The following is a 23573-nucleotide window of genomic DNA, read 5'->3' as shown; positions in this document are numbered from 1 at the left end:
AAAGGAGGTTTTAGTTAATAATTAAAAACCTCCAAAATTACTTTTGGAGGTCTATTTTAATCAGCTATTACTTAGCAGCTTTTAACTCTTGGTAGTATTTTTCGTAAAGTTCAATAGCATCACCTACGTCATCTTGCCATTGAGATTTTTGTAACACTTCAGCTGATGGATAAATTGCTGGATCTTCTGTAATCTCTTTTGGTAACGTTTTTAATGCCTCAACGTTTGAAGTTGGATAACCAATCGCTAATGTTAATTTCTCAGCTACTTTTGCACTTAATAAGTAGTTAATTAATTTATGTGCATTTTCTTTATTTTTTGCACTTGCTGGAATTGCTAAAGTATCTACCCAAAGTACCGGTCCTTCTTGTGGGAATACCATATCAACAGGTGCATTTTCTTTCTTCGCAATACGAACAGAACCATTCCATAATTGACCTACAGAAACCTCACCTGAAATAAATGAGTTAGCCGGATTATCTGAAGTAAATGAAAGTACGTTTGGACGTAATTTTTTCAACTCTTCATAAGCTGCTTTGATCTCTTCTGGATCTGTAGTATTCGGATTTTTACCTAATTTTAATAATGCGATATTAAACACTTCACGAGCATCATCTAATAATTGTACTTTATTAGCAAACTCAGGTTTCCATAAATCGCCCCAAGAGGTGAAAGCATCGCCTTTATAATCAGCAGTGTTAAACGCGATACCCGGTGCTCCTAATAATTGCGGTAATGAGTATTTATTACCTTGGTCATAAGGTTTATTTAACCAATCTGGGTTTAATTCTTTAATAACCGGTAGTTGAGCGTGATCTAATTCCGCTAACATCCCTTCTTTTGCCATTTTAGACACAAAGTAGTTTGATGGAGCAATAACATCGTAACCACCATCTTTACCTTGTAATTTTAATTTAGCGTACATCGTTTCGTTAGATTCAAGACTTGAAACTTCTACTTTAATGCCCGTTTCTTTAGTAAATTCATCTAACAAGCCTTCAGGAACATATTCAGTCCAAGTGTAAAGGTGAACTGTCTGATTCGTTGCTTGAGGTTTTGCTTCAGCTGCTTTGGGTTCTGCAGCTTTCTCTTCATTACATGCTGTTAATGCAACTGTTGCTAAACCTGCTGCAAATAAACCCGCTAATTTTTTCATTTAAGTTTCTCCGTTAAAAGAAAGTGAGTAAAAAATATAGCCTTGCCTAAGGGCGTTAAAGACTAGCGAATTTTAAGCCACCCCCTAGATTTTGCAAGCCTTTTCTTATTAAAAATGTAATTTTTGGCAAAAAACTTTATGATGAGCTTGAAATCCCTTAATTTATCGCTATATTAAGGAAGATTTATAATTTCCAAATTAGGCTTTTAAGAGGATTAAAGATGACCACTCAAAATGAAAACTTACAAGACGAAGTAAAACAAGAAGAAATTCAACCTGAAGTTGTAAATGAAGAAGCTCAGCAAGAAGAAAATGCACCCCAAGAAGATCCTTTAGCTCTTGCTCAAGCTCGAGTTACTGAATTAGAAACTTATATTGCAGAAGCCGATAAACGTGAACAGGATATTCAACTTCGTGCACAAGCAGAAATTCAAAATATTCGTCGCCGTACCGAACAAGATGTGGAAAAAGCTCACAAATTTGCGTTAGAAAAATTTTCTAAAGAGCTATTAAATGTAGTTGATAACCTAGAACGTGGTTTAGATGCATTAGATAAAACAGTTACCGATGAAACAACTCAAGCATTAGTGGACGGTGTTGAAATGACCCATAAAGAGTTTATCAATACATTGGCGAAATTCGGCGTAGTGGCAATGGGCGAAGTGGGTGAAGCCTTTAATCCAGAACTCCACGAAGCCATTTCTATACAACCGGCAGAAGGCATTGAAACAAACCATATCAGCACAGTATTGCAAAAAGGCTACACCTTACACGGTCGTGTAATCCGCCCTGCAATGGTAATGGTTGCCGCTTAGTTCCAATTTTTCGACACAGATCGCAAAATTAGCCAAAATTTCCTTTTGTAACTGTGCTAAATTTAGCCTGTCATTCAATAACAAAAGGAGCTAAAAGTGGAAACAACGATGAGCCTACGATTTGACAAATTACGCTTTGTGAAAAAGCTACAAGAAGCGAACCAATCTCCGGAAATTGCAGAAGCTTTTGCCGATGCTCTCGATGATGCATTGGAACAAAGTCAATCGGCATTAGCTACCAAGCAAGATCTTAAAGAGCTAAAAGCAGAAATTCGAACTGAAATTTCTCAGCTTGAAGTAAGATTAACATCATCAATGTATAAAATGGCAGGTTTTATTTTGGCTGGCGTCGGCGTTCTTATGGGGCTGATGAAATTCATCAACTAACCAACCCTAATTCTCCCTTATCTCTCTGAGATAAGGGATTTTACATTTTTAGATAACTATGACATTACAATTTAACTCTGTTGCCCTACTGTTAGTTGTACTAATTGTACTGGGCTTAGTCAGCCAAAACAATGCCGTTACAATTTCCGCCGCAGTATTGCTGATTATGCAACAAACGCTACTCTCTAAATATATTCCTTTTATCGATCAATATGGTTTAAAAATCGGGATCATTATTTTAACTATTGGTGTACTTAGCCCTCTGGTTTCAGGGCGAATTATGCTCCCTGAACTCAATCAGTTATTGAACTGGAAAATGCTGGTGTCTATTATTGCCGGTGTACTGGTGGCGTGGCTCGGAGGACGTGGCGTGGGCTTGATGGGCAATCAACCTGTTTTAGTAACAGGCTTACTCATCGGCACGATTATTGGCGTTGCATTATTTAAGGGAGTCCCCGTTGGTCCACTCATCGCGGCAGGCATTTTATCGTTGATTATTGGGAAAGTATAGCAGGAAGTGATGAAAAAGAATTTGCGAAAAAATGAACAAAATCAACCGCTTGTAAAACTGGAAAATATCACAACGAGCGATTTTCGTCGCCTACTCGGCAGATTAAAAGGAGCAGAAAATATTAAAAATGAAGCAAACAAGCGGTCAGTTTTAGACCAAATTTTGCAAGATCTAACTGATTGCCAAGCTCGTTTTTTTGCCCGCCAAACTCACGCTCAAAATCTCAAAATCGACTATCCAGATCTGCCGGTTTCCGCACGCCGTGACGAAATTTTAAAACTGATTTCGGAAAATCAAGTGGTGGTGATTGCCGGGGAAACCGGTTCGGGCAAAACGACCCAGCTGCCGAAAATGTGCTTAGAACTCGGTCGTGGCGTAAAAGGCTTGATTGGGCATACTCAACCTCGACGAATTGCTGCTCGCTCGGTGGCAAGCCGTATTGCCGAAGAGTTGCAATGCGAAATCGGCTCGACTGTGGGTTACAAAGTCCGTTTTAACGACCAAATCAATGAAAACAGCTTGGTGAAATTGATGACAGACGGGATTTTGCTAGCCGAAATCCAAAACGACCGCTATCTCAATCAATATGACACCTTGATTATTGACGAAGCCCACGAACGCTCGCTCAATAACGATTTTATTTTGGGCTATTTGAAGCAAATTCTGCACAAACGCCCTGATCTCAAAGTGATCATCACCTCCGCCACCATTGATGTAGAACGCTTCTCCAAGCATTTCAATAATGCACCGATTATTGAGGTGTCGGGGCGAACTTTCCCCGTTGAAGTACGTTACCGCCCCATCGTGGAAGAAGAGGATCAAGACCAGCTACAAGGCATTCTGAATGCGGTTGATGAACTGCAAGCCGAAGGGCGTGGCGATATTCTGATTTTTATGAACGGCGAGCGAGAAATTCGTGACACCGCTGATGCTTTGCAGAAACAAGAGCTGCGTTTTACCGAGATTCTGCCGCTCTACGCACGTTTATCTGCCGAAGAACAGCAGCGGATTTTCAAACCAAGTGGGTTGAACCGTATTATTTTAGCCACCAACGTGGCGGAAACCTCGCTCACGATCCCCAATATCAAATATGTGATCGACACAGGCACGGCTCGCATTTCTCGCTACAGCTACCGCACCAAAGTACAACGTTTGCCGATTGAGCCGATCTCCCAAGCCTCCGCTAATCAGCGAAAAGGGCGTTGCGGACGTGTGTCGGAAGGGATCTGTATCCGTCTCTACTCGGAGGAAGATTTCAACAGCCGTCCGCCATTTACCGATCCGGAAATTTTGCGAACCAACCTTGCTTCGGTCATTCTACAAATGACCTCGCTAGGGCTAAGCGACATCGCCTCGTTTCCGTTTGTGGACGCCCCAGACAGCAGACAAATTCAAGACGGGATACGCTTATTGGAAGAATTGCAGGCGATTAAATTACGCTCGCATAATGATGGTACGAGTGTGAACGCTCGCACCAGCAGGAAATGGACTTTAACCCCCATCGGCAAACAACTTGCCCTGCTGCCTATCGACCCACGTTTAGGGCGTATGGTGATTGAAGCAGCGAAAAACGGCTCATTACACGAAGTGATGATGATTGTGTCTGCTCTCTCTATTCAAGATCCTCGTGAACGACCGCAGGAAAAACAGCAGTCGGCGGACGACAAACATCGCCGTTTTGCCGATCAAAATTCTGATTTCTTGGCATTCGTGAATTTGTGGAAATTTATTCAAGAGCAGCAAAAAGAGCTCACTAAAAATCAGTTCCGCAAGCTCTGTCAGAAAGATTATTTGAACTATCTGCGGGTGCGTGAGTGGCAGGATATTTATCATCAACTTCGCCTTTCTGTACGAGAAATGGGCTTGCCGATCAATAGCTTAGATGCAAATTATCAGCAAATTCATACCGCTTTACTCACCGGTTTGCTCTCACATATCGGCTTGAAAGATAACGAAAAAATGCACTATTTGGGGGCAAGAAACGCTCAGTTTTTCATTTTCCCGAACTCAATGCTTTTCAAAAAACAACCGAAATGGATTATCGCCTCAGAGTTGGTAGAAACCACCAAACTTTGGGCGAGAACGGTAGCGAAAATTGAGCCTGAATGGATTGAGCCGCTCGCTCAACATTTGGTGAAAAGCAGTTACAGCGAGCCGCATTGGTCTAAATCAAAAGGGGCGGTAATGGCGTATGAAAAAGTGTCGCTGTACGGCTTGCCGATTGTGATGAGCCGTCCGATCAATTATGGTTCAATCGATCCGGAAACCTGCCGTGAGATTTTTATCCGCTCCGCAATGGTAGAGGGCGATTGGCACAATAATTACAAATTTTTCCAAGAAAATAACCGTTTGATCAAGGAAGTGGAAGACTTGGAGCACAAATCTCGCCGCCGTGATATTTTGGTGGACGAGCAAGTGCTGTTTGATTTTTACGACCAGCGTGTCGGCACTGAAGTGGTTTCCAGCAAGCATTTCGACACTTGGTGGAAGCAAGCCAGCAAAAAAGAGCCTGAATTGCTCAATTTTGAAAAATCGTTTTTGATTAATGAAGATGCCAACAAGGTGAGCGAACTCGACTTCCCAAATTTCTGGCATCAAGGGCAGCTCAAGTTCAAACTGAGTTATCAATTTGAGATCGGGCAAGATCACGATGGCGTAACGGTGCATATTCCATTGCCGCTGCTCAACCAAGTTGAACCGGAGGGCTTTGACTGGCAAATTCCAGGGCTACGCCACGAACTCGTGGTGTCCTTGATTAAATCGTTGCCGAAAGCCACTCGCCGCAATTTTGTGCCGGCTCCAAACTATGCCGATGCGTTCCTAGCCAAAGCTGAGCCATTGGCAAAACCGTTGCTGGAAAGTTTAACTTATGAATTAAGACGAATGACAGGTGTAACTGTAGAAGCTGAACTTTGGGATTTAAGCCAACTGCCAGCTCATTTAAGAATGACTTTCCGAGTAATTGATGAAAAAGGCAAAAAAATCGCCGAAAGCGAAAACCTAGACGAGCTGAAATTTGCATTGAAAGATCAAGTGCAAACCACTCTGTCTAACATTGCCGATGACGGCATTGAACAAAGTGGCGTACACGTTTGGAGTTTCGCTGAACTACCCCAATTCTACGAGCAGAAGAAGCAGCATTTCAGCGTAAAAGCCTACCCTGCGATTGTGGATGAAAAAGAATCCGTCGGTATCAAATTGTTCGAAACCGAATTTGAACAGGCTCGTGCGATGCAAGCCGGACTTCGCCGTTTGTTGCTGTTAAATGTGCCTTCGCCGATCAAATATTTACACGAAAAGCTGCCGAATAAAGCGAAATTAGGCTTATATTTCGCCCCATTTGGCAAGGTGATGGACTTAATTGATGACTGCATTGCGTGTGCCGTGGATAAATTAGTGGAAGAATTTGGCGGTTTTGTATGGAATGAGGAAAAATTCCAAGCGTTACACGAATTTGTGCGGGCAAACCTCAATGACACAACAGCTGGCATTGCGTTGCAGGTTGAAAAATGTTTAACCCTTGCCTTTGAAATCAACAAACGAATGAAGGGTAAAATGGATTTCACGATGGCATTTGCAATGTCGGACATCAAAGCTCAAATTGAGGGACTGATCTACCCTGAATTTGTCACCAAAACCGGCCATCACCGCTTGGCAGATTTGTATCGCTACCTCAGTGCGATTGACAAACGTTTGGACAAACTCGGTACAGACACCAATACCGACCGAGCCAAAATGTTGCGTGTGGAACAGGTGCAAAACGCTTACAAACAACTGCTCGCCAAATTGCCGAAATCGAAAGCGATCCCCGATAATATTTTGGAAATCCGCTATATGATCGAGGAACTGCGAGTCAGTCTGTTTGCTCAACAGTTGGGGACAAAATACCCGACTTCAGATAAGAGGATTCTAAACACAATTATTGCTCTAAAAAAATAACTATCACCCTTACTATCTGCTACAAGGAGGAATTTGCAAGTTGCATATTCCTCCTTTTTATGTTCTAAAAAAATAGCAAATTTGCTACATTTAATTCTATATTTCTAATAAAAATAAAAAATACGCTAAATAATTACCACAAGAACTTTGATCTTCATCAATAACATATGATAATTATTTGCAATAATATTTTATGGTCTTAAAATACCCTTCCTAAAATTAAGGAGGTATCAAAAATGCTTAAAACAAAACCCTATTTTCATAAAAGTTTAATTGCTATCAGTCTATCCAGTTTTTTATCAGTCGCTTATACACAACAAATAGATGTGCCTCACCCTATTATTAATCTATCCGAACAAATAAGTACAAAATATAGTGGGAAAAACGTCAAGTTAGGGGTATTAGACGGTGGATTTATAGTTAAACACCCATTTTCCGGTAAAAGAATTACTCCATTAAAATTCCAATTAACCACACCAGAAGGCGAATTACGCACCTATGATCCAACTTACCCTCAGCTTGAAGTTACTAAAACGGAAAAAGAGGGGCAACCAGCACTACAAATAGGGTACGAAGTGCACGGTGCAAGTGTTACCGGCGTGATATCAGCAAAATCAGATGAAAAACTTGGATTTAAAGGAGGTATTGCTAAAGATGCAGATGTTTACATTTCTACCAATACACGTAAACGAAGTCTAGAAGAACTTTTGGCAGAAGCTAAAAAAGAGCAAGAAGGTGAAGAACAGGATGAAAAAGAACCTAGTTTAAGTGAATTAGCCGAATCTGACTTATTAATTGGTACCGATAAAGATATGGTATTTGAACGTTCAGAATGGGCAACTGCATTAAATAAACTTATTGATAAAAAACTTTTTGCTATTAACAACAGTTGGAATATTGATCCTGTTAGTGATGATATCAAGGTAATTGATAAATTTTATCAATCCGTAAAGAAATCTACAGATCACCCTCTAATTCAAGCATTAATGAATGCAAAAGAGAAAGATGCACTGCTTGTGTTCGCAACAGGTAATGAAAAGAAAAAACAACCTGGTGTAATGGCGATGATGCCACGCTATTTCCCAGAATTAGAACGTATATATCTTGCAGTTGCTGCTGTTGATAATAAGAAAAAAATTACTGGATATTCTAATCACTGTGGTGTGAGTAAAAACTGGTGTTTGACTGCACCGGGAGATTTGCACGTCCTAAATGCAACACCTGATGAAAATAAAAAACCAATATATAGCCTTCTAGCATCTAACGGTACATCTATTGCTGCTCCCGTTGTTACAGGAGCGTTAGCAATAGCGAAGGAAAGATTTGATTATCTGACGCCTTCACAAATTCGTGATACTGTACTCACTACAGCAACCGACTTAGGTGAAAAAGGTGTTGATAGTGTATATGGTTGGGGACTTCTAAATGTAGAAAAAGCACTTAGTGGACCTATGCAATTTTTAAGTGATGAAGTAGTTAATGTTTCCCGAGATGATCGTTGGACAAATAATTTCTCTAGCCGATTTAAATTTACTAAAACAGGAAATAAATCCTTAAGTCTTGATGGTAATAATACCTTTACAGATCTTTCTGTTGAAAAAGGTGAGCTAGATTTAAATGGTAAAACAACCGCGAATAAAATCACTAATAATGCAACTTTAGGTGTAAATCATACCACTATCAAACAAAGTTATACTTCATCTAATGATAGCCAATTAACTGTTTTAGGAAAGATTGGGGTAGTTGCTCAAGGGCAAACAACGGTTCAATTAGCAGGTTCTCTTAAAATTGATGATCGGTTAACAGAAATAGCAAAGGCGCGAGACATTTCTGCTAATGTACTACAACTAAAAGACAACTCTTCTTATCAAGGAGGTTTTGATCATCTGTCTGAAAACACGAATTTAACTGCTCGCGGTTTAAGACAGGATCTTTATTTTAATAACAAAGGCATTGTTGCAAAAGTAAACAGCAATAAGCCAATTACAGATAAATATGCCGATGCAAACGGGCAGACAGGATTACATTTGCTAAATAATTTAAGAAATAGCCCGCTTGCTTATCGTCGCGGTTTTTATAATGATTGGCTTCAAGGTGCATTAGAACATAATAAGTTAGATGATCTTCATTATGCTGTATCTAACCATATTTACGCTGAAAGCATTGAGCTACTGCGTAGCCAAAATGCAAAAGGTTTAGAACAAGCTCAACATAATCTTTTTATAGCGTATCATTCTCCGCTAAAAACCAATATATGGACAGGACATCTACATCAAAAACAGTCATCTAATGATAAGAATAATACGGAGATCAAGCAACATCAGTCCCTATTAGGTGTAAGCCATAAATTAAATGATAAAGCATTATTAACCGTACAGTTCTCCCAACAAAAAGATAAGCTAAATAAACTATATGCAGAAGCAGAATTGAAGCAAACTACACTAAATCTTGGCTTACGTTATGATTTAGCAGATCGTTGGTTCAGTGAAACAGCAATACAATTTGGACGTCAAAAATATCGACAAACTCGCCAATTTAAAAATGAGCAGTTAGGAAAAGCAGATAATAGAGGTTCAAGTGTTGGTGGAGAAATTCGACTTGGTTATCAATTTATACCAAATCAATGGATTATTGAACCAAGCCTTGGGTTACAATTGACACAAACTAAAATGAACAACTTGAATGAAACTGGTGTATTAGCCTCTCGTACAAAATCTATTCGCTACAATGACGTGAATGTTGTACCAAGTGTAAAATTACAACGCAAATTCCAATTTGGTGATGGGAGTATTTCTCCATATATTGGCTTAAGTTATCTCCACAGATTAAATGGGAAAACCACCAATATTAATAGCCAAATTGCGGACTATACTCTTCATAGTCAAGCGAAGATTAAACGTTCAAACTACTTAAATAGTGAAATTGGAGCGAAATTACAATATAAAAATTGGTTTGCCTCCGCTAATTTGAGCTATGATCGTTTTAAATCTACTCACAATTTAGGCTGGAAAGCATACATCGGATTAAATTTCTAAATCTCACTTAAAATATTTGGCATATCACAGTATATGCCAAATATTTCTTCCTGAATTTATCTAAAACTCTAGAAAATAATAACACTTAATTGTCAATATTATATGGAAAGCACTTTTAACACCCCAACATTTATTGAATTATTTCCAAACGAGAAAAGATTTACAAAGCTATTAAGAGAATATTTACGTTATCATCTGCATAAGATATGGTGTTCTTCTCAATGCTATGAGTTAAATAATTACCTTACTAATAATCCTTTATGGGCGGAATTATTCAAACAAAATTTATATCGCTTTAATACGTTACTCGAAACCTATTGTGATAAGAAATTCAATAAGAAAGAACGATTAAATGCAATTATCACTCACTTTAATTGTGCAGAAAAACTATTTGGAGCTGCTTATTGTAATCAGTTAGTAAAAGATAGAGAAATATGTTTAATTAAACTAAGTGATGAATTAAGCCTCTACCTTAGTATTAACCAAATAGATCCACAAGAAGGTTTTTTCTCACTCAATATTCAAAACAACGAAAAAGAACATATTTATGATGCATCTTTTACTCTTTTAAGTAAAAATCAGTTATTGATTTCATCTATTCAAGGACCGAATACTGAATTCTCTCAATTATTAATTAAATCTGCAACTAAACAATTATATGGTGTTCGTCCAATGTTTCTGTTAGTAAATATATTTAAGCTAATAGCTCAATATTTTAATTTAGAACTTTTAGGCATTCATCATAAAAACCAAGCAAAATATCGCTGGAATGACCACTCTAAATTATTATTTAATTACAATCTATTTTGGCAAGAAAATGGAGGGACATTAAATTCTAATAATTATTGGCGATTACCTACCATACTTGAGAAAAAAGAACTAAGCACAATTCCGAGTAAAAAACGCTCTATGTATAAAAAACGCTATGAACTATTTGAAAAGATAGAACAAGAACTGAAAGAGCGATGGTAAGCAAATAAAATATTACATAATTTTCAATAAAATTATCCTACTTATTTTTATAAGAATAAAACCTTGAATAAATTCAAGGTTTTATTTTAAAAGAGCAAAAATAATATAAAAAATAACCGCTTGTATTAAATTATTCTACCATTTTAGTTACATACAACGTAATCCCATCAACACGTTGAACCTGTACTTTATCACCTAAATTAAGTCCTGTTCCCATCACTCGCCAAGTGGTATCGCCAAACTTGCCTCTAGCAACGCCATTTTCCAGTATTTCAACAATTATACCTTGCATACCAATCATTGATTGCTCTCTTGAATTGAGCGATGTAGATTTATCATCTTGTTTATCTTTAGTATGTTGATATTTCCACCAAATCAAGCTAAAGACAATGGCTAGAATCGCGAAGCCACTAATTTGAATACTCACAGATAAATCAGGCAATAGCCAAACCAGTATTGCCAGCAAAATGGCAGAAAATCCCCACCACATAATCAATACGCCTGGAATAATTAATTCTAAAGCAAGCAATACAAAGCTTAAAATTAACCAACTACTCCAGTTAAATAGCCAATCCATATTTTCTCCTTGCTAAAAGTAGAACTACTTACTGCTATTCTTAGTGCCTTTTAATAATTCAGCAATACCTGCAACAGAACCGATTAAATTGCCCGCTTCAAGAGGCATTAACACCACTTTACTGTTTTCTGCCGAACCAATATCTTTTAATGCTTCAGTGTATTTTTGAGCGATGAAATAATTAATTGCGGTGGTATCACCTTTTGCAATAGCCTCAGATACCATTTGAGTTGCTTTTGCCTCCGCTTCTGCTGCACGTTCACGAGCTTCTGCCTGCAAGAATGCTTCTTGGCGCTCCCCTTCGGCTTTTAAGATGCGAGATTGTTTTTCACCTTCTGCACGTAGAATTTCAGCTTGTCGGATACCTTCTGCTTCTAAAATATCTGCACGTTTATTGCGTTCAGCTTTCATTTGAGCATTCATCGCAGCTACTAATTCTTTTGGTGGGCGAACATCACGAATTTCAATTCTAGTTACTTTTACCCCCCAAATATTGGTTGCTTCATCAACAATCGAGAGCAAGCGGCTATTAATGACATCACGTTGTGAAAGCATATCATCTAAATCCATCGAACCTAACACAGTACGCATATTTGTCATTGTTAAATTTACAATCGCCTGTTCTAAATTATTCACTTCATAAGCTGCCCGGCGAGCGTCAATGGTTTGAACAAAGCAGACTGCATCAATAGACACACTGGCATTATCACGAGAAATAACTTCTTGCGATGGAATATCTAATACCTGTTCCATCATATTGATTTTTCGTCCAACTCTATCAATAAAAGGTAAAACAATATTTAGTCCCGGTGTGAGGGTTTTGGTATAACGCCCGAAACGTTCGATTGTCCAATGATAACCTTGTGGCACAATTTTGATGGTTGAACTTAATGCTACCAGCACCAATATTGCAAATGCAGCACCTAAAATCGGTAAATCAAATTCCATCTTTTTCTCCTTTAAATGAACAATTAAATTTCGATAGGTAGTTGCCAATTAATTGGGGATATTTCTTTTGAAATCAAGTAATTATTTGCTTTTGAGAAATGTTTACAGCCAAAAAATCCACGATAAGCCGACAATGGCGATGGGTGCGGAGAAGCTAACACACAATGTCGATTACGATCGATAAACTGCCCTTTTCTCTGAGCGTGGCTACCCCAAAGTAAAAACACCAAATTCTCTCGATGTTCATTTAATTGTGCGATAACTTTATCGGTAAAAATCTCCCAGCCAATTTGTGAATGTGAGCCTGCTCTACCTTGCTCAACAGTTAAACTCGTGTTTAACATAAAAACGCCTTGTTTTGCCCAATCAATTAAATAGCCGTGATTTGGAATTTGAAATCCCTTAATATCTTCGGACAATTCCTTATACATATTCAACAAAGATGGGGGCGGAGCAACAGGAGGCTTAACGGAAAAGGCTAATCCGTGAGCTTGATTTGGTCCGTGATAAGGATCTTGTCCTAAAATGACTACCTTTACCTCGCTAAATTCCGTTAAAGCAAACGCACTGAATACTTCATTCTGCGGAGGATATATTACTTTACCTGCTAATCGTTCATTGTGAACATATTTCAAAATTTGTTGAAAATAATCTTTTTGCTTTTCTTTACCTAAGGCTTCAGTCCAAGTTTTCATAAAAAACGCTCAATTATGGTTAAATTTCATACAAACAGAATATTTTAAGCTAAAAATGGTTAAATTTTTATCGCTTTTTATCTAAAAAGGGGTACAATGGTTTCAAATAAATTTGAATATTTAAACTTTTTTCGTAATTTTCAATTTCACTCTTTATAGGAGAACTTAAAATGATTAAAGGTGTACAAATCACTGAGTCAGCAAACAGCAACTTATTAAACTCTTTTTGGTTATTAGATGAAGCTAAAAATGAAGCTCGTTGCTTAGCAGCTAAAGCGGGTTACCAAGAAGATCAAATCGTTGCAATCAGTGAATTGGGCGACATTGCATACCGCGAAGTACCAGTAAATGTTGCTCCAACTATCAAAGTGGAAGGTGGTCAGCACTTAAACGTGAATGTTTTACGCCGTGAAACATTAGAAGATGCAATCAAAAACCCGGAGAAATATCCACAATTAACCATTCGTGTTTCAGGTTATGCAGTGCGTTTCAACTCATTAACCCCTGAACAACAACGTGATGTTATTACTCGTACTTTTACTGAAAGTCTATAATAACAGTTTTTAATGCGAAGAAGCACCCATATTGGGTGCTTTTTTATTACTTACTAGCGAATAACAAGCGGTCAAAATACTGTTTAAATTCACAAAAAATTTAAATAAAGTATTGACACTGTTTTTTTACACAGTAAAATAAACTGTATAAAAAGACAGATAGAGGATCTCACAATGGCTTCATTAAAACAAATTTCAACACAAACGGTATCTCATCAACCGATTCCGCTTTATCGGGATTTTAACAGTAGCCGTTCTGTAAAACTTGATCTTAATTCACTTTGCATTAAACGCCCAACGGATACGTTTTTCATTCACGTTAAAAACCCTAACTTAATTGCGTGGGGAATTGAACTTGATGATCTGCTGATTGTAGAAAATACCGACCACTATTTAGTGAATGATTTATTGGTGCTAGAAAAGAATGGTGAATACAAATTCTATCAATTCTTTAGTGAACTCAAAAATGCACAAGGAATAAATCAAAAAATTCTGTTTTCATTAGATGTAAGCGAACCCAATTTGAGAATTACTGATTGGAATGAAGTCAAAATTTCCGGCGTGATTACAAACGTAGTACATCAAATGCGTACTCGTGGAGCATTTACACAAAGTAAGCAACGAGTAGCATAATAGAAATAAAAAATAAGGGCACTAGTCCCCTTATTCATTCTTTAAATTACTCGGCGAGATTGAGTGTAAGTTCTTGACCAGTAGCTTTCTGATAATGAACTGGTAGTTACACCACGACTTGAACTCGCATGCACAAATTTACCGTTACCGATATAAACCCCGACGTGGTTATTTTTACGGAAGAAAACTAAATCGCCCGGGCGTAAATCTGATTTTGAAATAGAGCGACCAATATGACGTTGTTCTGCGGTTGAACGAGGCATATCTCGATTAAATGCTTTACCCATTACTTCACGCACAAAAGCAGAGCAATCAATACCTGCTTTAGTTGTGCCACCCATACGGTAACGTGTGCCAACCCAGTTGCGATAAACACTATTAATACGATTACTGCTACTTGCAGTTTGTTCTGCACGAGAGGAGTGTTGAGGGCGATTTGTTGAGATAGAAGATTTAGATAATCTTTCTGCTTTACTTGCAACAATTTGATTTGGCGTTGCTGGTTTTGTACTTAAACTCGCAACAGCAATAGAAGAATAACTACCAAAAACAGCTAAAATGGAAGTGATGAATAACGGTTTTAGGGTTACTGCAAAAAGATTTTTTTTCATAATTAATATCTCGTCTCGCCAGAACAATTACAGCGGTTTATTCCTTAATTAGGATCTTTAAAAGATCAGAACAATATACAAAACAAAAGTCTGGATTGCTCCAGACCGACATCTAAGACCAGTATAACCTATTTTAGTTCCAATGTGCGAAGAAATTTTATTTCATCTGCCCAAATTTCAGACAAAATTGTTTCTAAAATAAGTGGAATGCGGTCAAAATTTGGATTTTGCATAATAAATGCAAAAACTTCTGTGCCAATTGTGCCTTCTCTTAGCGTATGGTGTCTATCTACACGGCTACCTAGTGGTGTTTTTGAACCATTTAAGTGCATCCCTTTTAAATAATGAAAACCAACCGTTTGATTAAAGTCATTAAATACTGCCTCGCTTTTTTCATAGGAGCTAATATCGTAACCAGCCGAGAATAAATGACAAGTATCCAAACATACACCAACTCGATTTTTATCTTCTACTTGCTCAATAATTTTTGCTAAATGGTCAAAATGCCAACCTAAATTAGAGCCTTGTCCTGCCGTATTTTCAATAACTGCAATCACATTTGGCACCACTTCAACTGCCATATTGATAGATTCTGCAATTCGAGACAAACAATCTTGCTCAGAAATTTTCTTTAAATGCGAGCCAGGGTGAAAATTGAGTAATTTCAAGCCAAGCTGATTCGCCCTACTCATTTCATCAATAAATGCCGTACGAGATTTTTTCAATGCTTCTGCTTCCGGATTACCTAAATTAATTAAATAACTATCGTGTGGCAAAATTTGCTCTGCTGAAAAATGATGTGCTGCACAAAATCTCTTAAATTTTCCAATCGTATCGGCTTTTAGTGGCGGAGCTTGCCACTGACGTTGATTTTTAGTAAACAACGCAAAAGCATTCGCTCCAATTTCTACCGAACGCAGAACCGCATTTTCCACACCACCTGAAGCACTCACGTGAGCCCCAATATATTTCATTCTGTCCTCTCTGATGTTCTGTTATACTAATACGACTTTTATTTACTTATTTAATATTATGAGCGAAACAACCATCAACGATTTTTCACTGCTTTGCCGTCTATTTGGCAATTTATTTTACCGCAACCCAACAGATCCGATTCTAGCCGGTACATTTAATTGGCTTGCACAAGGCGGATTACAACAACATTGGGCATTAAGTACCGATGCCCAAAGCGAGAACGCATTGAATATTTTGCAAAAGAGTGCTAACCCTACGCAATTAGAAGCAAGCTATCAAGCACTTTTTGCAGAAAATGGGGCTATTGCTACAACAATTTCTACCTATGGTTTATCTGTTGAGGATTTTGTAACATTCCGCCAAGAGCGAGCAATGCCCGCATTAGAGAATGCAGATCACGTTGCATTATTACTTTTAACCGCCTCGTGGATTGAAGACAATCTTGACTCTACGCTTGCACAAAAAATACTATTTGAGCGTTTTTTACTCCCATGTGCTAGTAAATTCTTAGGTAAAGTTGAAGCCGTTGATAGTGGTTTCTATAAAGCTCTCGCTCAATTAACTCGTGATGCCTTAAGTGCTATGGCTGATGAGCTTGAAGAAGATGAGCAAGAAGCAGTAGAATAACTAACCAATTCAACTAAGAGAATTTGGATATAAGGATTTGGATATGAAAATAGCAAAATTAGGTTTAACGCTTTCGCTTTCATTCATTTTAACCGCCTGTACCTTAACGCCTGGACAACAAGCGGAACGCCGAGCGAAACAAGTAAGAGCGGAACAAGATTTGCAAGTACAACTGGCAAAACAATGCGATGTTGAGGCCGCAGAATTAATGCACCAACAATTTAATCCGCCGCTTAGTCAAACTAAGAAAGAAGAAGCTGTATTTAAAAAGCGTTATGCCGAAAAAGTTAATGATCCAATGTTCCAAGCCTGCTATAAAATGGCGTGGCAAAATTATAAATCACAATTAGAGATAGAGGAAATACGTTGGAATTACGAGAGAGATCATAGATATAGGGGTTGGCATTATTGCTATTACTGTTGGTAATTTAAATAAATACAAGCGGTATATTTTCTAAAAAATTTTGCAAACTTTCAAATGAAATCCACCGCTTGTAGTATTAAAAAAGCGAGCAATATGCTCGCTTTTTTACTATTAATTATTCAACGCCCTTAGAATATCATCAACTCTTTCTTTCGCATCACCAAATAGCATTTGAGTGTTTTCTTTAAAGAATAGAGGATTTTGAACGCCTGCATAACCTACCGCCATTGAACGTTTAAATACGATAACGTTTTGTGCTTTCCATACTTCAAGCACTGGCATACCTGCAATTGGGCTTGATGGGTCGTCTAATGCCGCTGGGTTTACGGTGTCGTTTGCACCGATAACTAATACCACATCAGTATCTTCAAAATCATCATTGATTTCGTCCATTTCCAGCACCACATCGTAAGGTACTTTCGCTTCAGCAAGTAATACGTTCATATGACCCGGTAAACGGCCAGCTACAGGGTGAATACCAAAACGCACGTTCACACCTTTTTCGCGTAATTTAGCCGTGATTTCCGCTACCGGATATTGAGCTTGTGCTACCGCCATACCGTAGCCCGGAGTGATGATAACAGAGCTTGCATTTTTCAGCATTTCTGCCACTTCTTCTGCGTTAGTTTCACGGTGTTCACCGTATTCTTCATCATCTTTGCTAGACTGCACATCATTACCAAAGCCACCTGCAATAACGCTGATGAATGAGCGGTTCATCGCTTTACACATAATGTAAGAAAGAATTGCACCTGAAGAACCCACTAATGCACCTGTTACGATTAACAAGTCGTTACTTAGCATAAAGCCTGCCGCTGCCGCTGCCCAACCTGAATAAGAGTTGAGCATTGAGACTACCACCGGCATATCCGCGCCACCGATAGAAGCAACTAAGTGCCAACCGAACACTAAAGCGATTGCAGTCATAATCAACACAGGGAAAATATTTTCCGGGTGATTTAAGAAAACAATCATTAGGAAGATTGAAACAACAATCGCTGCCAAATTCCATTTATGTTTGTGAGGAATATTTAATGCCGCAGAAGACACTTTACGACCAAATAATTTACCGCTTAATTTCCCAAATGCCACTAATGAGCCAGAGAAAGTAACTGCCCCAATGAATATCCCTAAGAACACTTCAACATTGTGAATGTTAGCAAGTGTTGCTTGTTCTGCTAAGAATGCTGCTTTTTCCGCCTCACTAACTAAATAAGCTGGCATTGGTGCTTCAATATGTAAACCATAGCTATTAAAGCCAACTAATACTGCTGCTAAACCTACAAAACTGTGTAGAATTGCTACAAGTTCCGGCATTTCCGTCATTTCAACTTTAATCGCTTTTTTAACGCCGATGAATCCACCGATTGCCATAGCAATTAAAATCCAAATGGTGCCGTGAGATTGCGGGCCAAAAATGGTTGCGACTAAGGCAATGCCCATACCCACAATACCATACCAGCAACCGGCTTTTGCGGTTTCGTGTTTAGAAAGACCGGCTAAACTCATAATAAAGAGAAGTGCTGCAATAATATAGGCAGCGGTAACAAATCCAAAAGACATCTTCGTTCTCCTTAACCTTTTCTAAACATTGCCAGCATTCGTTGCGTTACTTTAAAGCCACCAAAAATATTAATGCTGGCAACTAAAATCGCAATAAAGGCTAAAATATCAATAAAGAAATTACCAACAGGTTGTGCAATTTGTAATACCGCACCTACGATGATAATACCTGAAATCGCATTGGTTACAGCCATAAGTGGCGTGTGTAATGCATGGCTTACATTCCAGACCACGTAGTAACCCACCACGCAAGCTAACACAAACACGGTAAAGTGCGATAAAAACGCCGCTGGTGCAACAGAAGCAATCCATAAGAATAATGCTCCTACGCCTGCCATTACTCCATATTTCACTTTTGGATTTGCAGGTTTTTCTTCTTTTTTGACCGCTTGTGGAGCCACCGCTTGTTTTTGCGGTTGAGCGGAAACCTGAATTGGTGGAGCAGGCCAAGTTAATTCGCCATCACGCACTACCGTTACGCCACGCAATACCACATCGTCAAAATTAATATCAATTTGACCATCTTTATTCGGTGCTAACAGTTTTAATAAATTGACTAAGTTAGTGCCGTAAAGTTGGGAAGATTGGGTTGGTAAGCGAGCCGGGAAATCGGTGTAACCGATGACTTTCACTTGATTGTCCGTCACCACCACCTCGCCTGCTTTGGTGTATTCGCAGTTACCACCTGTAGCCGCTGCTAAATCCACAATCACAGAACCCGGTTTCATTGAATCCACCATTTCTTTAGTGATTAAGCGTGGAGCCGGTTTACCTGGAATTGCAGCGGTGGTGATGATAATATCTACCTCTTTCGCTTGAGCGGCATAAAGTTCCATCGCACGGCGGTTGAACTCTTCCGACATCACTTTCGCATAGCCATCGCCTGAGCCACCTTCTTCTTCAAAATCAATTTCTAAGAAGTCAGCACCCATTGATTTCACTTGCTCTTTTACTTCTGGGCGAGAGTCAAAGGCTCGCACAATTGCCCCTAAGCTGTTTGCCGCACCAATTGCCGCTAAACCAGCTACACCTGCACCAATCACAAGCACTTTTGCTGGTGGCACTTTACCTGCTGCGGTAATTTGGCCAGTGAAGAAGCTGCCGAATGAATTTGCCGCCTCGATCACCGCACGGTAGCCCGAAATATTCGCCATTGAGCTCAACGCATCTAAAGCTTGAGCACGAGAGATACGCGGCACAGCATCCATTGCTAACACATTGATTTTTTTCGACTGCAATTTTTCCATTAATTCTGGATTTTGTGCAGGCCAAATAAAGCTCACTAAGGTTGCACCTTCTTTGATTAAAGCAATTTCAGCTTCAGTTGGGGCATTCACTTTAAAAATAATGTCTGCATTCCAAACTTCTTGTTGCGTGCCGATATTCGCACCTGCATTTAAAAATGCATTGTCTTCAAAACTAGCTTTAAAACCGGCCTCACTTTCAATAAGGACATCAAAGCCAAGTTTTTTAATCTGCTCAACGGTTTTAGGCGTTGCCGCCACACGAGTTTCACCGTCTAGCAGCTCTCTTGGTACACCAATAAGCATAAAGACTCCTGTATGGTTGTTATTATTCAAGGCTAAATAATTAGCCTCACTCAAGTTAAAAAACTGTCTAAATGTACCATTAAATAAACTAAAATTGTAAAAAAATCTGACTATTTTTAGGGATTATTTCATATTTTTTCAAATTTTAAGCTATCAAAAATTTTGCTACACTATTAAGTCTGCAAATTTAACAAAAACGAAACAAATTCAATGTCAATTTTAGACCAAATTCAGATTATTCTAGTGGAAACGTCTCTTCCAGCTAACATAGGTTCAGCCGCTCGTGCAATGAAAACAATGGGCTTAACCCATTTGCGTTTAGTAGCTCCTAAACAACTTATTGATGAACAAGCTGAAGCTCTTTCGGCTGGGGCAAAAGATGTACTAGATAACGCCCAAATCTACCCTACTTTTGATGAAGCCATTGCCGACTGCCAGCTAGTGATTGGCACAAGTGCTAGACTTCGCCATCTACAAAATAGTTTAATTGAACCAAGAGATTGTGGGGAGTTAGTCATAAAACGTGCAAATCTTGGCAAAGTCGCAATTGTGTTTGGTCGTGAACGTATAGGGCTAACCAATGAAGAGCTACTTAAATGCCACTATCATCTCAATTTCCCAACCAATCCCGATTATGGCTCGCTCAATTTAGCGATGGCGGTGCAACTGGCATGCTATGAAATCCGTATGGCATATTTGCAAAAAACAGCAGAAAAACAACCGCTTGTAGAGGCAAAAGAGTATCCAACCGCAGAAGCCCTAGAACATTTTTTCGCTCACACCGAACGTTTATACAAAGAGTTGGGCTTTATCCGCAATGATGCCGTAATGTTGAAGCTCCGCCGACTTTACCAACGGGCAGAACTTGAAACCAATGAGTTGAATTTGTTGAGAGGAATGCTGACAGCGGTTGAGAAATCAAATTAACAAGCGGTTCATTTTAGGCAGAAATTTGCAAATCCCTTATACTTATAATAGTAAAAAACGGTAAGATTTCTCTTACCGTTTTCTTCTAAACCATTACTTTAAATTCAATAATTTATTTGAACTTTCGATAATGCTATCTATCGTCGAATCGCCCTTTAACTGCTCTTCACTCATTGGTTCGATTTTCCAAATATTATTCGCATAATCCATTACCGAACGGTCTGATGAGAAGTAGCCCATATTAGCGATGTTGATGATTGCCGAACGTGTCCACGCTTTTTTGTTGCGGTAGGCTTGAGCCACACGTTCTTGGGCTTCCACATAACTACGGTAGTCGGCACACGCTTGGTAATAGTCACCTGAATTTAAGATCAAATCTTGATAACGGTACGGATCTTCCGGTGAGAATTTACCGTTTAGAATTTGTGAAATTGCCTCATTTAGTTCGCTGTCTTTTTCGTAATAGTGATAAGGTGAATAACCGTTACTGCGAAGTTCTTCCACTTGTTCTACTTCATTACCGAAAATAAAGATGTTCTCTTTGCCTACACGATCTAAAATTTCTACGTTCGCACCGTCTAGCGTACCAATAGTTAAAGCACCATTGAGGGCGAATTTCATATTTGACGTGCCCGAAGCCTCGGTCCCTGCCAAAGAAATCTGCTCTGAAACGTCCGCTGCAGGAATAATCATTTGAGCTAGCGACACGCCGTAGTTCGGAATGAACACGACTTTGATTAAATCATTAATGCGAGAGTCATTATTTACTACACTTGCCACATCATTAATTAAACGAATCACTTTCTTCGCTGCGTAATAAGCACTCGCCGCTTTACCTGCAAAGATGAACACACGAGGTGTCCAATCCGCAGCTGGGTTTCTTAAAATACGGTTATAAAGCGTAATGATGTGAAGTACATTCATTTGCTGACGTTTATATTTGTGGATACGCTTGATTTGTACGTCAAAAATCGCTTCCGGATTGAGTATAATGCCTTGTGTTTCTTCAATATAGTTTGCTAAACGGCGTTTATTCTCAAATTTCACTGCAGCAACTTGAGATTGCGCATCCGCATCATCAGCAAAATCATTGAATTTTTCTAACTCGCTTAAATCGGTTAACCATTTATCGCCAATATATTTATCTAAAATATTCGCAAGCCCCGGGTTAGCAATTTTGATCCAACGGCGAGGCGTTACGCCATTTGTTACATTGGTAAAACGATTTGGGAAAATGCGAGCGAAATCGGCAAAAATGGATTCTACCATTAAATCAGAGTGGATTTTCGCTACACCATTTACTTTCGTAGAAGCTACTACTGCAAGCCACGCCATACGCACACGGCGATCACCTTGCTCATCAATTAATGAAACTCGAGAAATCAGTTCGTTATCGTTCGGGAATTGGCTACGCACTTCTTCTAAGAAATGTTCATTAATATCAAAAATAATTTCTAAATGACGTGGTAACACTCGGGCTAACATTTCTACCGGCCAGGTTTCTAACGCTTCACTCATTAAGGTATGGTTAGTATAGAAGAATGTTTTGCTGGTAGTTGCCCACGCTTGTTCCCAAGAATAACCTTTTTCGTCAATTAAAATTCGCATTAATTCAGGTACGGCAAGGGTTGGGTGGGTGTCGTTTAAGTGAATGGCAACTTTGTCTGCCAAGTTCAAGCAAGAGCCAAACTCTGCTTCGTGGCGGCGGATAATATCCTGCACCGATGCCGAGCAGAGGAAATACTCTTGGCGTAAACGTAACTCACGCCCGTTGTAGGTGGAATCATCCGGATAAAGTACTCGGGAAACATCTTCCGAGCGGTTTTGTTTTACTATTGCGGCAAAATAATCACCACGATTAAACTCTGACAATGCAAAACCTTTGCCTGAAGCGTGGGCAGACCATAAACGTAAACTATTGGTTGATGTGGTTTCGAAGCCCGGAATCAGCTGATCGTGAGCTTGAGCAGTGATCTCTTCTTCTGGTTGCCACACCACTTTTTTACCTTCACACCACGTTTTTCCACCAAAACGAACAGGGAAACGCTTGCTTGAGCGTAAATATGGCCACACAAATTCATTTTCTAACCATTCATCAGGTTGTTCTACTTGTTCGCCATTACAGATTTCTTGGCGGAACATTCCGTATTCGTATTGAATACCGTAACCGATAGCGGGGATTTTCATTGTCGCAAGGCTATCTAAATAGCAAGCCGCTAATCGACCTAAACCACCGTTACCTAAACCTGGATCACCTTCTTCGTTAATAATATCTTCAAGATCTTGTCCTAACTCTTTTAACGCAGCACCAATCAGCTCATAGACACCTTCAGAGATCATCGCATTACTGAAAGTACGCCCCATCAAAAATTCCATTGAAAGGTAATACACACGGCGGCTACCGTTCGCTACTTGGCTGCGGCGGGTTAGTAACCACTCTTCGGTCGATAAATCACGCACCACACGCAAGGTGGCATTTAGCCAGTTACGTTTGCTGGCATCACGAGGTTCAACACCTAATGCGAACACCATTTTATGTAAAATTGCGTCTTTTACGCTTTTAATCATTTCGGGGCTTAATGACTGCCTGCTCATTGAGTAAGTTCTCCTAATTTCTATGAACATTACAAGCGGTTGAATTTACAAATTTTTTTGCAAACTGAACCGCTTGTAA

The 23573-nt window shown here is 39.1% G+C and carries 20 protein-coding genes; 11 read left to right on the top strand and 9 right to left on the bottom strand.

Annotated features, from left to right (window positions below):
- Positions 1-67: 67 nt before the first annotated feature.
- Positions 68-1156, bottom strand: a complete 1089-nt coding sequence (locus A6B40_RS00375; protein WP_112110815.1) for an extracellular solute-binding protein — start codon at positions 1154-1156, stop codon at positions 68-70.
- 221 nt (positions 1157-1377) lie between these two features.
- Between A6B40_RS00375 and grpE the strand changes: the two genes are divergently transcribed.
- The 6 genes from grpE (at position 1378) to A6B40_RS00345 (ending at position 10815) form a co-directional block, all read left to right on the top strand.
- On the top strand, positions 1378-1971 hold the full coding sequence (gene grpE / locus A6B40_RS00370; RefSeq protein WP_176671228.1) for a nucleotide exchange factor GrpE: 594 nt from the start codon (positions 1378-1380) through the stop codon (positions 1969-1971).
- 96 nt (positions 1972-2067) lie between these two features.
- A complete protein-coding gene (locus A6B40_RS00365) occupies positions 2068-2358 on the top strand; it encodes a CCDC90 family protein (RefSeq protein WP_025236270.1) in 291 nt (96 codons plus the stop codon).
- Positions 2359-2416: 58 nt separating this feature from the next.
- Positions 2417-2869, top strand: coding sequence for a DUF441 domain-containing protein (locus A6B40_RS00360; protein ID WP_025217050.1), 453 nt, complete (start codon positions 2417-2419; stop codon positions 2867-2869).
- A gap of 9 nt (positions 2870-2878) precedes the next feature.
- The gene (gene hrpA / locus A6B40_RS00355) at positions 2879-6808 is read left to right on the top strand and encodes an ATP-dependent RNA helicase HrpA (RefSeq protein ID WP_176671227.1); all 3930 of its coding nucleotides are present in this window, start codon (positions 2879-2881) and stop codon (positions 6806-6808) included.
- 236 nt (positions 6809-7044) lie between these two features.
- Positions 7045-9843 carry a S8 family peptidase gene (locus A6B40_RS00350; RefSeq protein WP_176671226.1) on the top strand — a complete coding sequence of 933 codons (2799 nt, stop codon included), beginning with the start codon at positions 7045-7047 and terminating at the stop codon, positions 9841-9843.
- Between the two features lie 102 nt (positions 9844-9945).
- Positions 9946-10815 carry a VirK/YbjX family protein gene (locus A6B40_RS00345; protein ID WP_176671225.1) on the top strand — a complete coding sequence of 290 codons (870 nt, stop codon included), beginning with the start codon at positions 9946-9948 and terminating at the stop codon, positions 10813-10815.
- Between the two features lie 130 nt (positions 10816-10945).
- Here A6B40_RS00345 and A6B40_RS00340 read toward each other — a convergent pair whose 3' ends face one another.
- The 3 genes from A6B40_RS00340 to ung are packed head-to-tail and all read right to left on the bottom strand — an operon-like array spanning position 10946 to position 13035.
- The gene (locus A6B40_RS00340; protein WP_176671224.1) at positions 10946-11392 is read right to left on the bottom strand and encodes an NfeD family protein; all 447 of its coding nucleotides are present in this window, start codon (positions 11390-11392) and stop codon (positions 10946-10948) included.
- A 24-nt stretch (positions 11393-11416) separates the two neighbouring features.
- A complete protein-coding gene (locus tag A6B40_RS00335) occupies positions 11417-12340 on the bottom strand; it encodes an SPFH domain-containing protein (protein WP_176671223.1) in 924 nt (307 codons plus the stop codon).
- A gap of 23 nt (positions 12341-12363) precedes the next feature.
- Positions 12364-13035: a uracil-DNA glycosylase gene (ung, locus tag A6B40_RS00330; protein ID WP_176671222.1), complete on the bottom strand. Its 672-nt coding sequence runs from the start codon at positions 13033-13035 to the stop codon at positions 12364-12366.
- Positions 13036-13205: 170 nt separating this feature from the next.
- Here ung and grcA point away from each other — a divergent pair, with 170 nt between their 5' ends.
- Together grcA and A6B40_RS00320 are read left to right on the top strand one after the other, a co-directional pair.
- Positions 13206-13589 (top strand): autonomous glycyl radical cofactor GrcA, encoded by a 384-nt coding sequence (gene grcA, locus A6B40_RS00325; RefSeq protein ID WP_025236277.1) that lies wholly within the window; start codon positions 13206-13208, stop codon positions 13587-13589.
- 174 nt (positions 13590-13763) lie between these two features.
- A complete protein-coding gene (locus tag A6B40_RS00320; RefSeq protein ID WP_176671221.1) occupies positions 13764-14222 on the top strand; it encodes a LexA family protein in 459 nt (152 codons plus the stop codon).
- A 41-nt stretch (positions 14223-14263) separates the two neighbouring features.
- Here the strand turns inward: A6B40_RS00320 and A6B40_RS00315 are convergent, their stop codons facing one another.
- Positions 14264-14833 carry a C40 family peptidase gene (locus tag A6B40_RS00315; protein WP_176671220.1) on the bottom strand — a complete coding sequence of 190 codons (570 nt, stop codon included), beginning with the start codon at positions 14831-14833 and terminating at the stop codon, positions 14264-14266.
- 128 nt (positions 14834-14961) lie between these two features.
- A complete protein-coding gene (gene nfo, locus A6B40_RS00310; RefSeq protein WP_176671219.1) occupies positions 14962-15807 on the bottom strand; it encodes a deoxyribonuclease IV in 846 nt (281 codons plus the stop codon).
- 58 nt (positions 15808-15865) lie between these two features.
- Between nfo and A6B40_RS00305 the strand changes: the two genes are divergently transcribed.
- Together A6B40_RS00305 and A6B40_RS00300 are read left to right on the top strand one after the other, a co-directional pair.
- Positions 15866-16435, top strand: a complete 570-nt coding sequence (locus A6B40_RS00305) for a TorD/DmsD family molecular chaperone (RefSeq protein WP_025217039.1) — start codon at positions 15866-15868, stop codon at positions 16433-16435.
- 43 nt (positions 16436-16478) lie between these two features.
- Positions 16479-16862: a hypothetical protein gene (locus A6B40_RS00300; RefSeq protein ID WP_176671218.1), complete on the top strand. Its 384-nt coding sequence runs from the start codon at positions 16479-16481 to the stop codon at positions 16860-16862.
- 108 nt (positions 16863-16970) lie between these two features.
- Here A6B40_RS00300 and pntB read toward each other — a convergent pair whose 3' ends face one another.
- Both pntB and pntA read right to left on the bottom strand, forming a co-directional pair.
- A complete protein-coding gene (gene pntB / locus A6B40_RS00295; RefSeq protein ID WP_025217037.1) occupies positions 16971-18422 on the bottom strand; it encodes a Re/Si-specific NAD(P)(+) transhydrogenase subunit beta in 1452 nt (483 codons plus the stop codon).
- 11 nt (positions 18423-18433) lie between these two features.
- Positions 18434-19972, bottom strand: a complete 1539-nt coding sequence (pntA, locus tag A6B40_RS00290; protein WP_025217036.1) for a Re/Si-specific NAD(P)(+) transhydrogenase subunit alpha — start codon at positions 19970-19972, stop codon at positions 18434-18436.
- 210 nt (positions 19973-20182) lie between these two features.
- Here pntA and trmJ point away from each other — a divergent pair, with 210 nt between their 5' ends.
- Complete coding sequence (gene trmJ, locus A6B40_RS00285) at positions 20183-20899, top strand: tRNA (cytosine(32)/uridine(32)-2'-O)-methyltransferase TrmJ (protein WP_176671217.1); 717 nt, start codon at positions 20183-20185, stop codon at positions 20897-20899.
- Positions 20900-20992: 93 nt separating this feature from the next.
- On the opposite strand, the gene A6B40_RS00280 is transcribed toward trmJ, so the two are convergent.
- Positions 20993-23494 (bottom strand): glycogen/starch/alpha-glucan phosphorylase, encoded by a 2502-nt coding sequence (locus tag A6B40_RS00280; RefSeq protein ID WP_176671216.1) that lies wholly within the window; start codon positions 23492-23494, stop codon positions 20993-20995.
- Positions 23495-23573: the final 79 nt, after the last annotated feature.

It is taken from the genome of Mannheimia varigena (assembly GCF_013377235.1).
GTDB classification, from domain to species: domain Bacteria; phylum Pseudomonadota; class Gammaproteobacteria; order Enterobacterales; family Pasteurellaceae; genus Mannheimia; species Mannheimia varigena.
The sequence above is the reverse complement of the archived record's forward strand: the minus strand, read 5'-3'. Positions and strand labels throughout refer to the sequence as shown.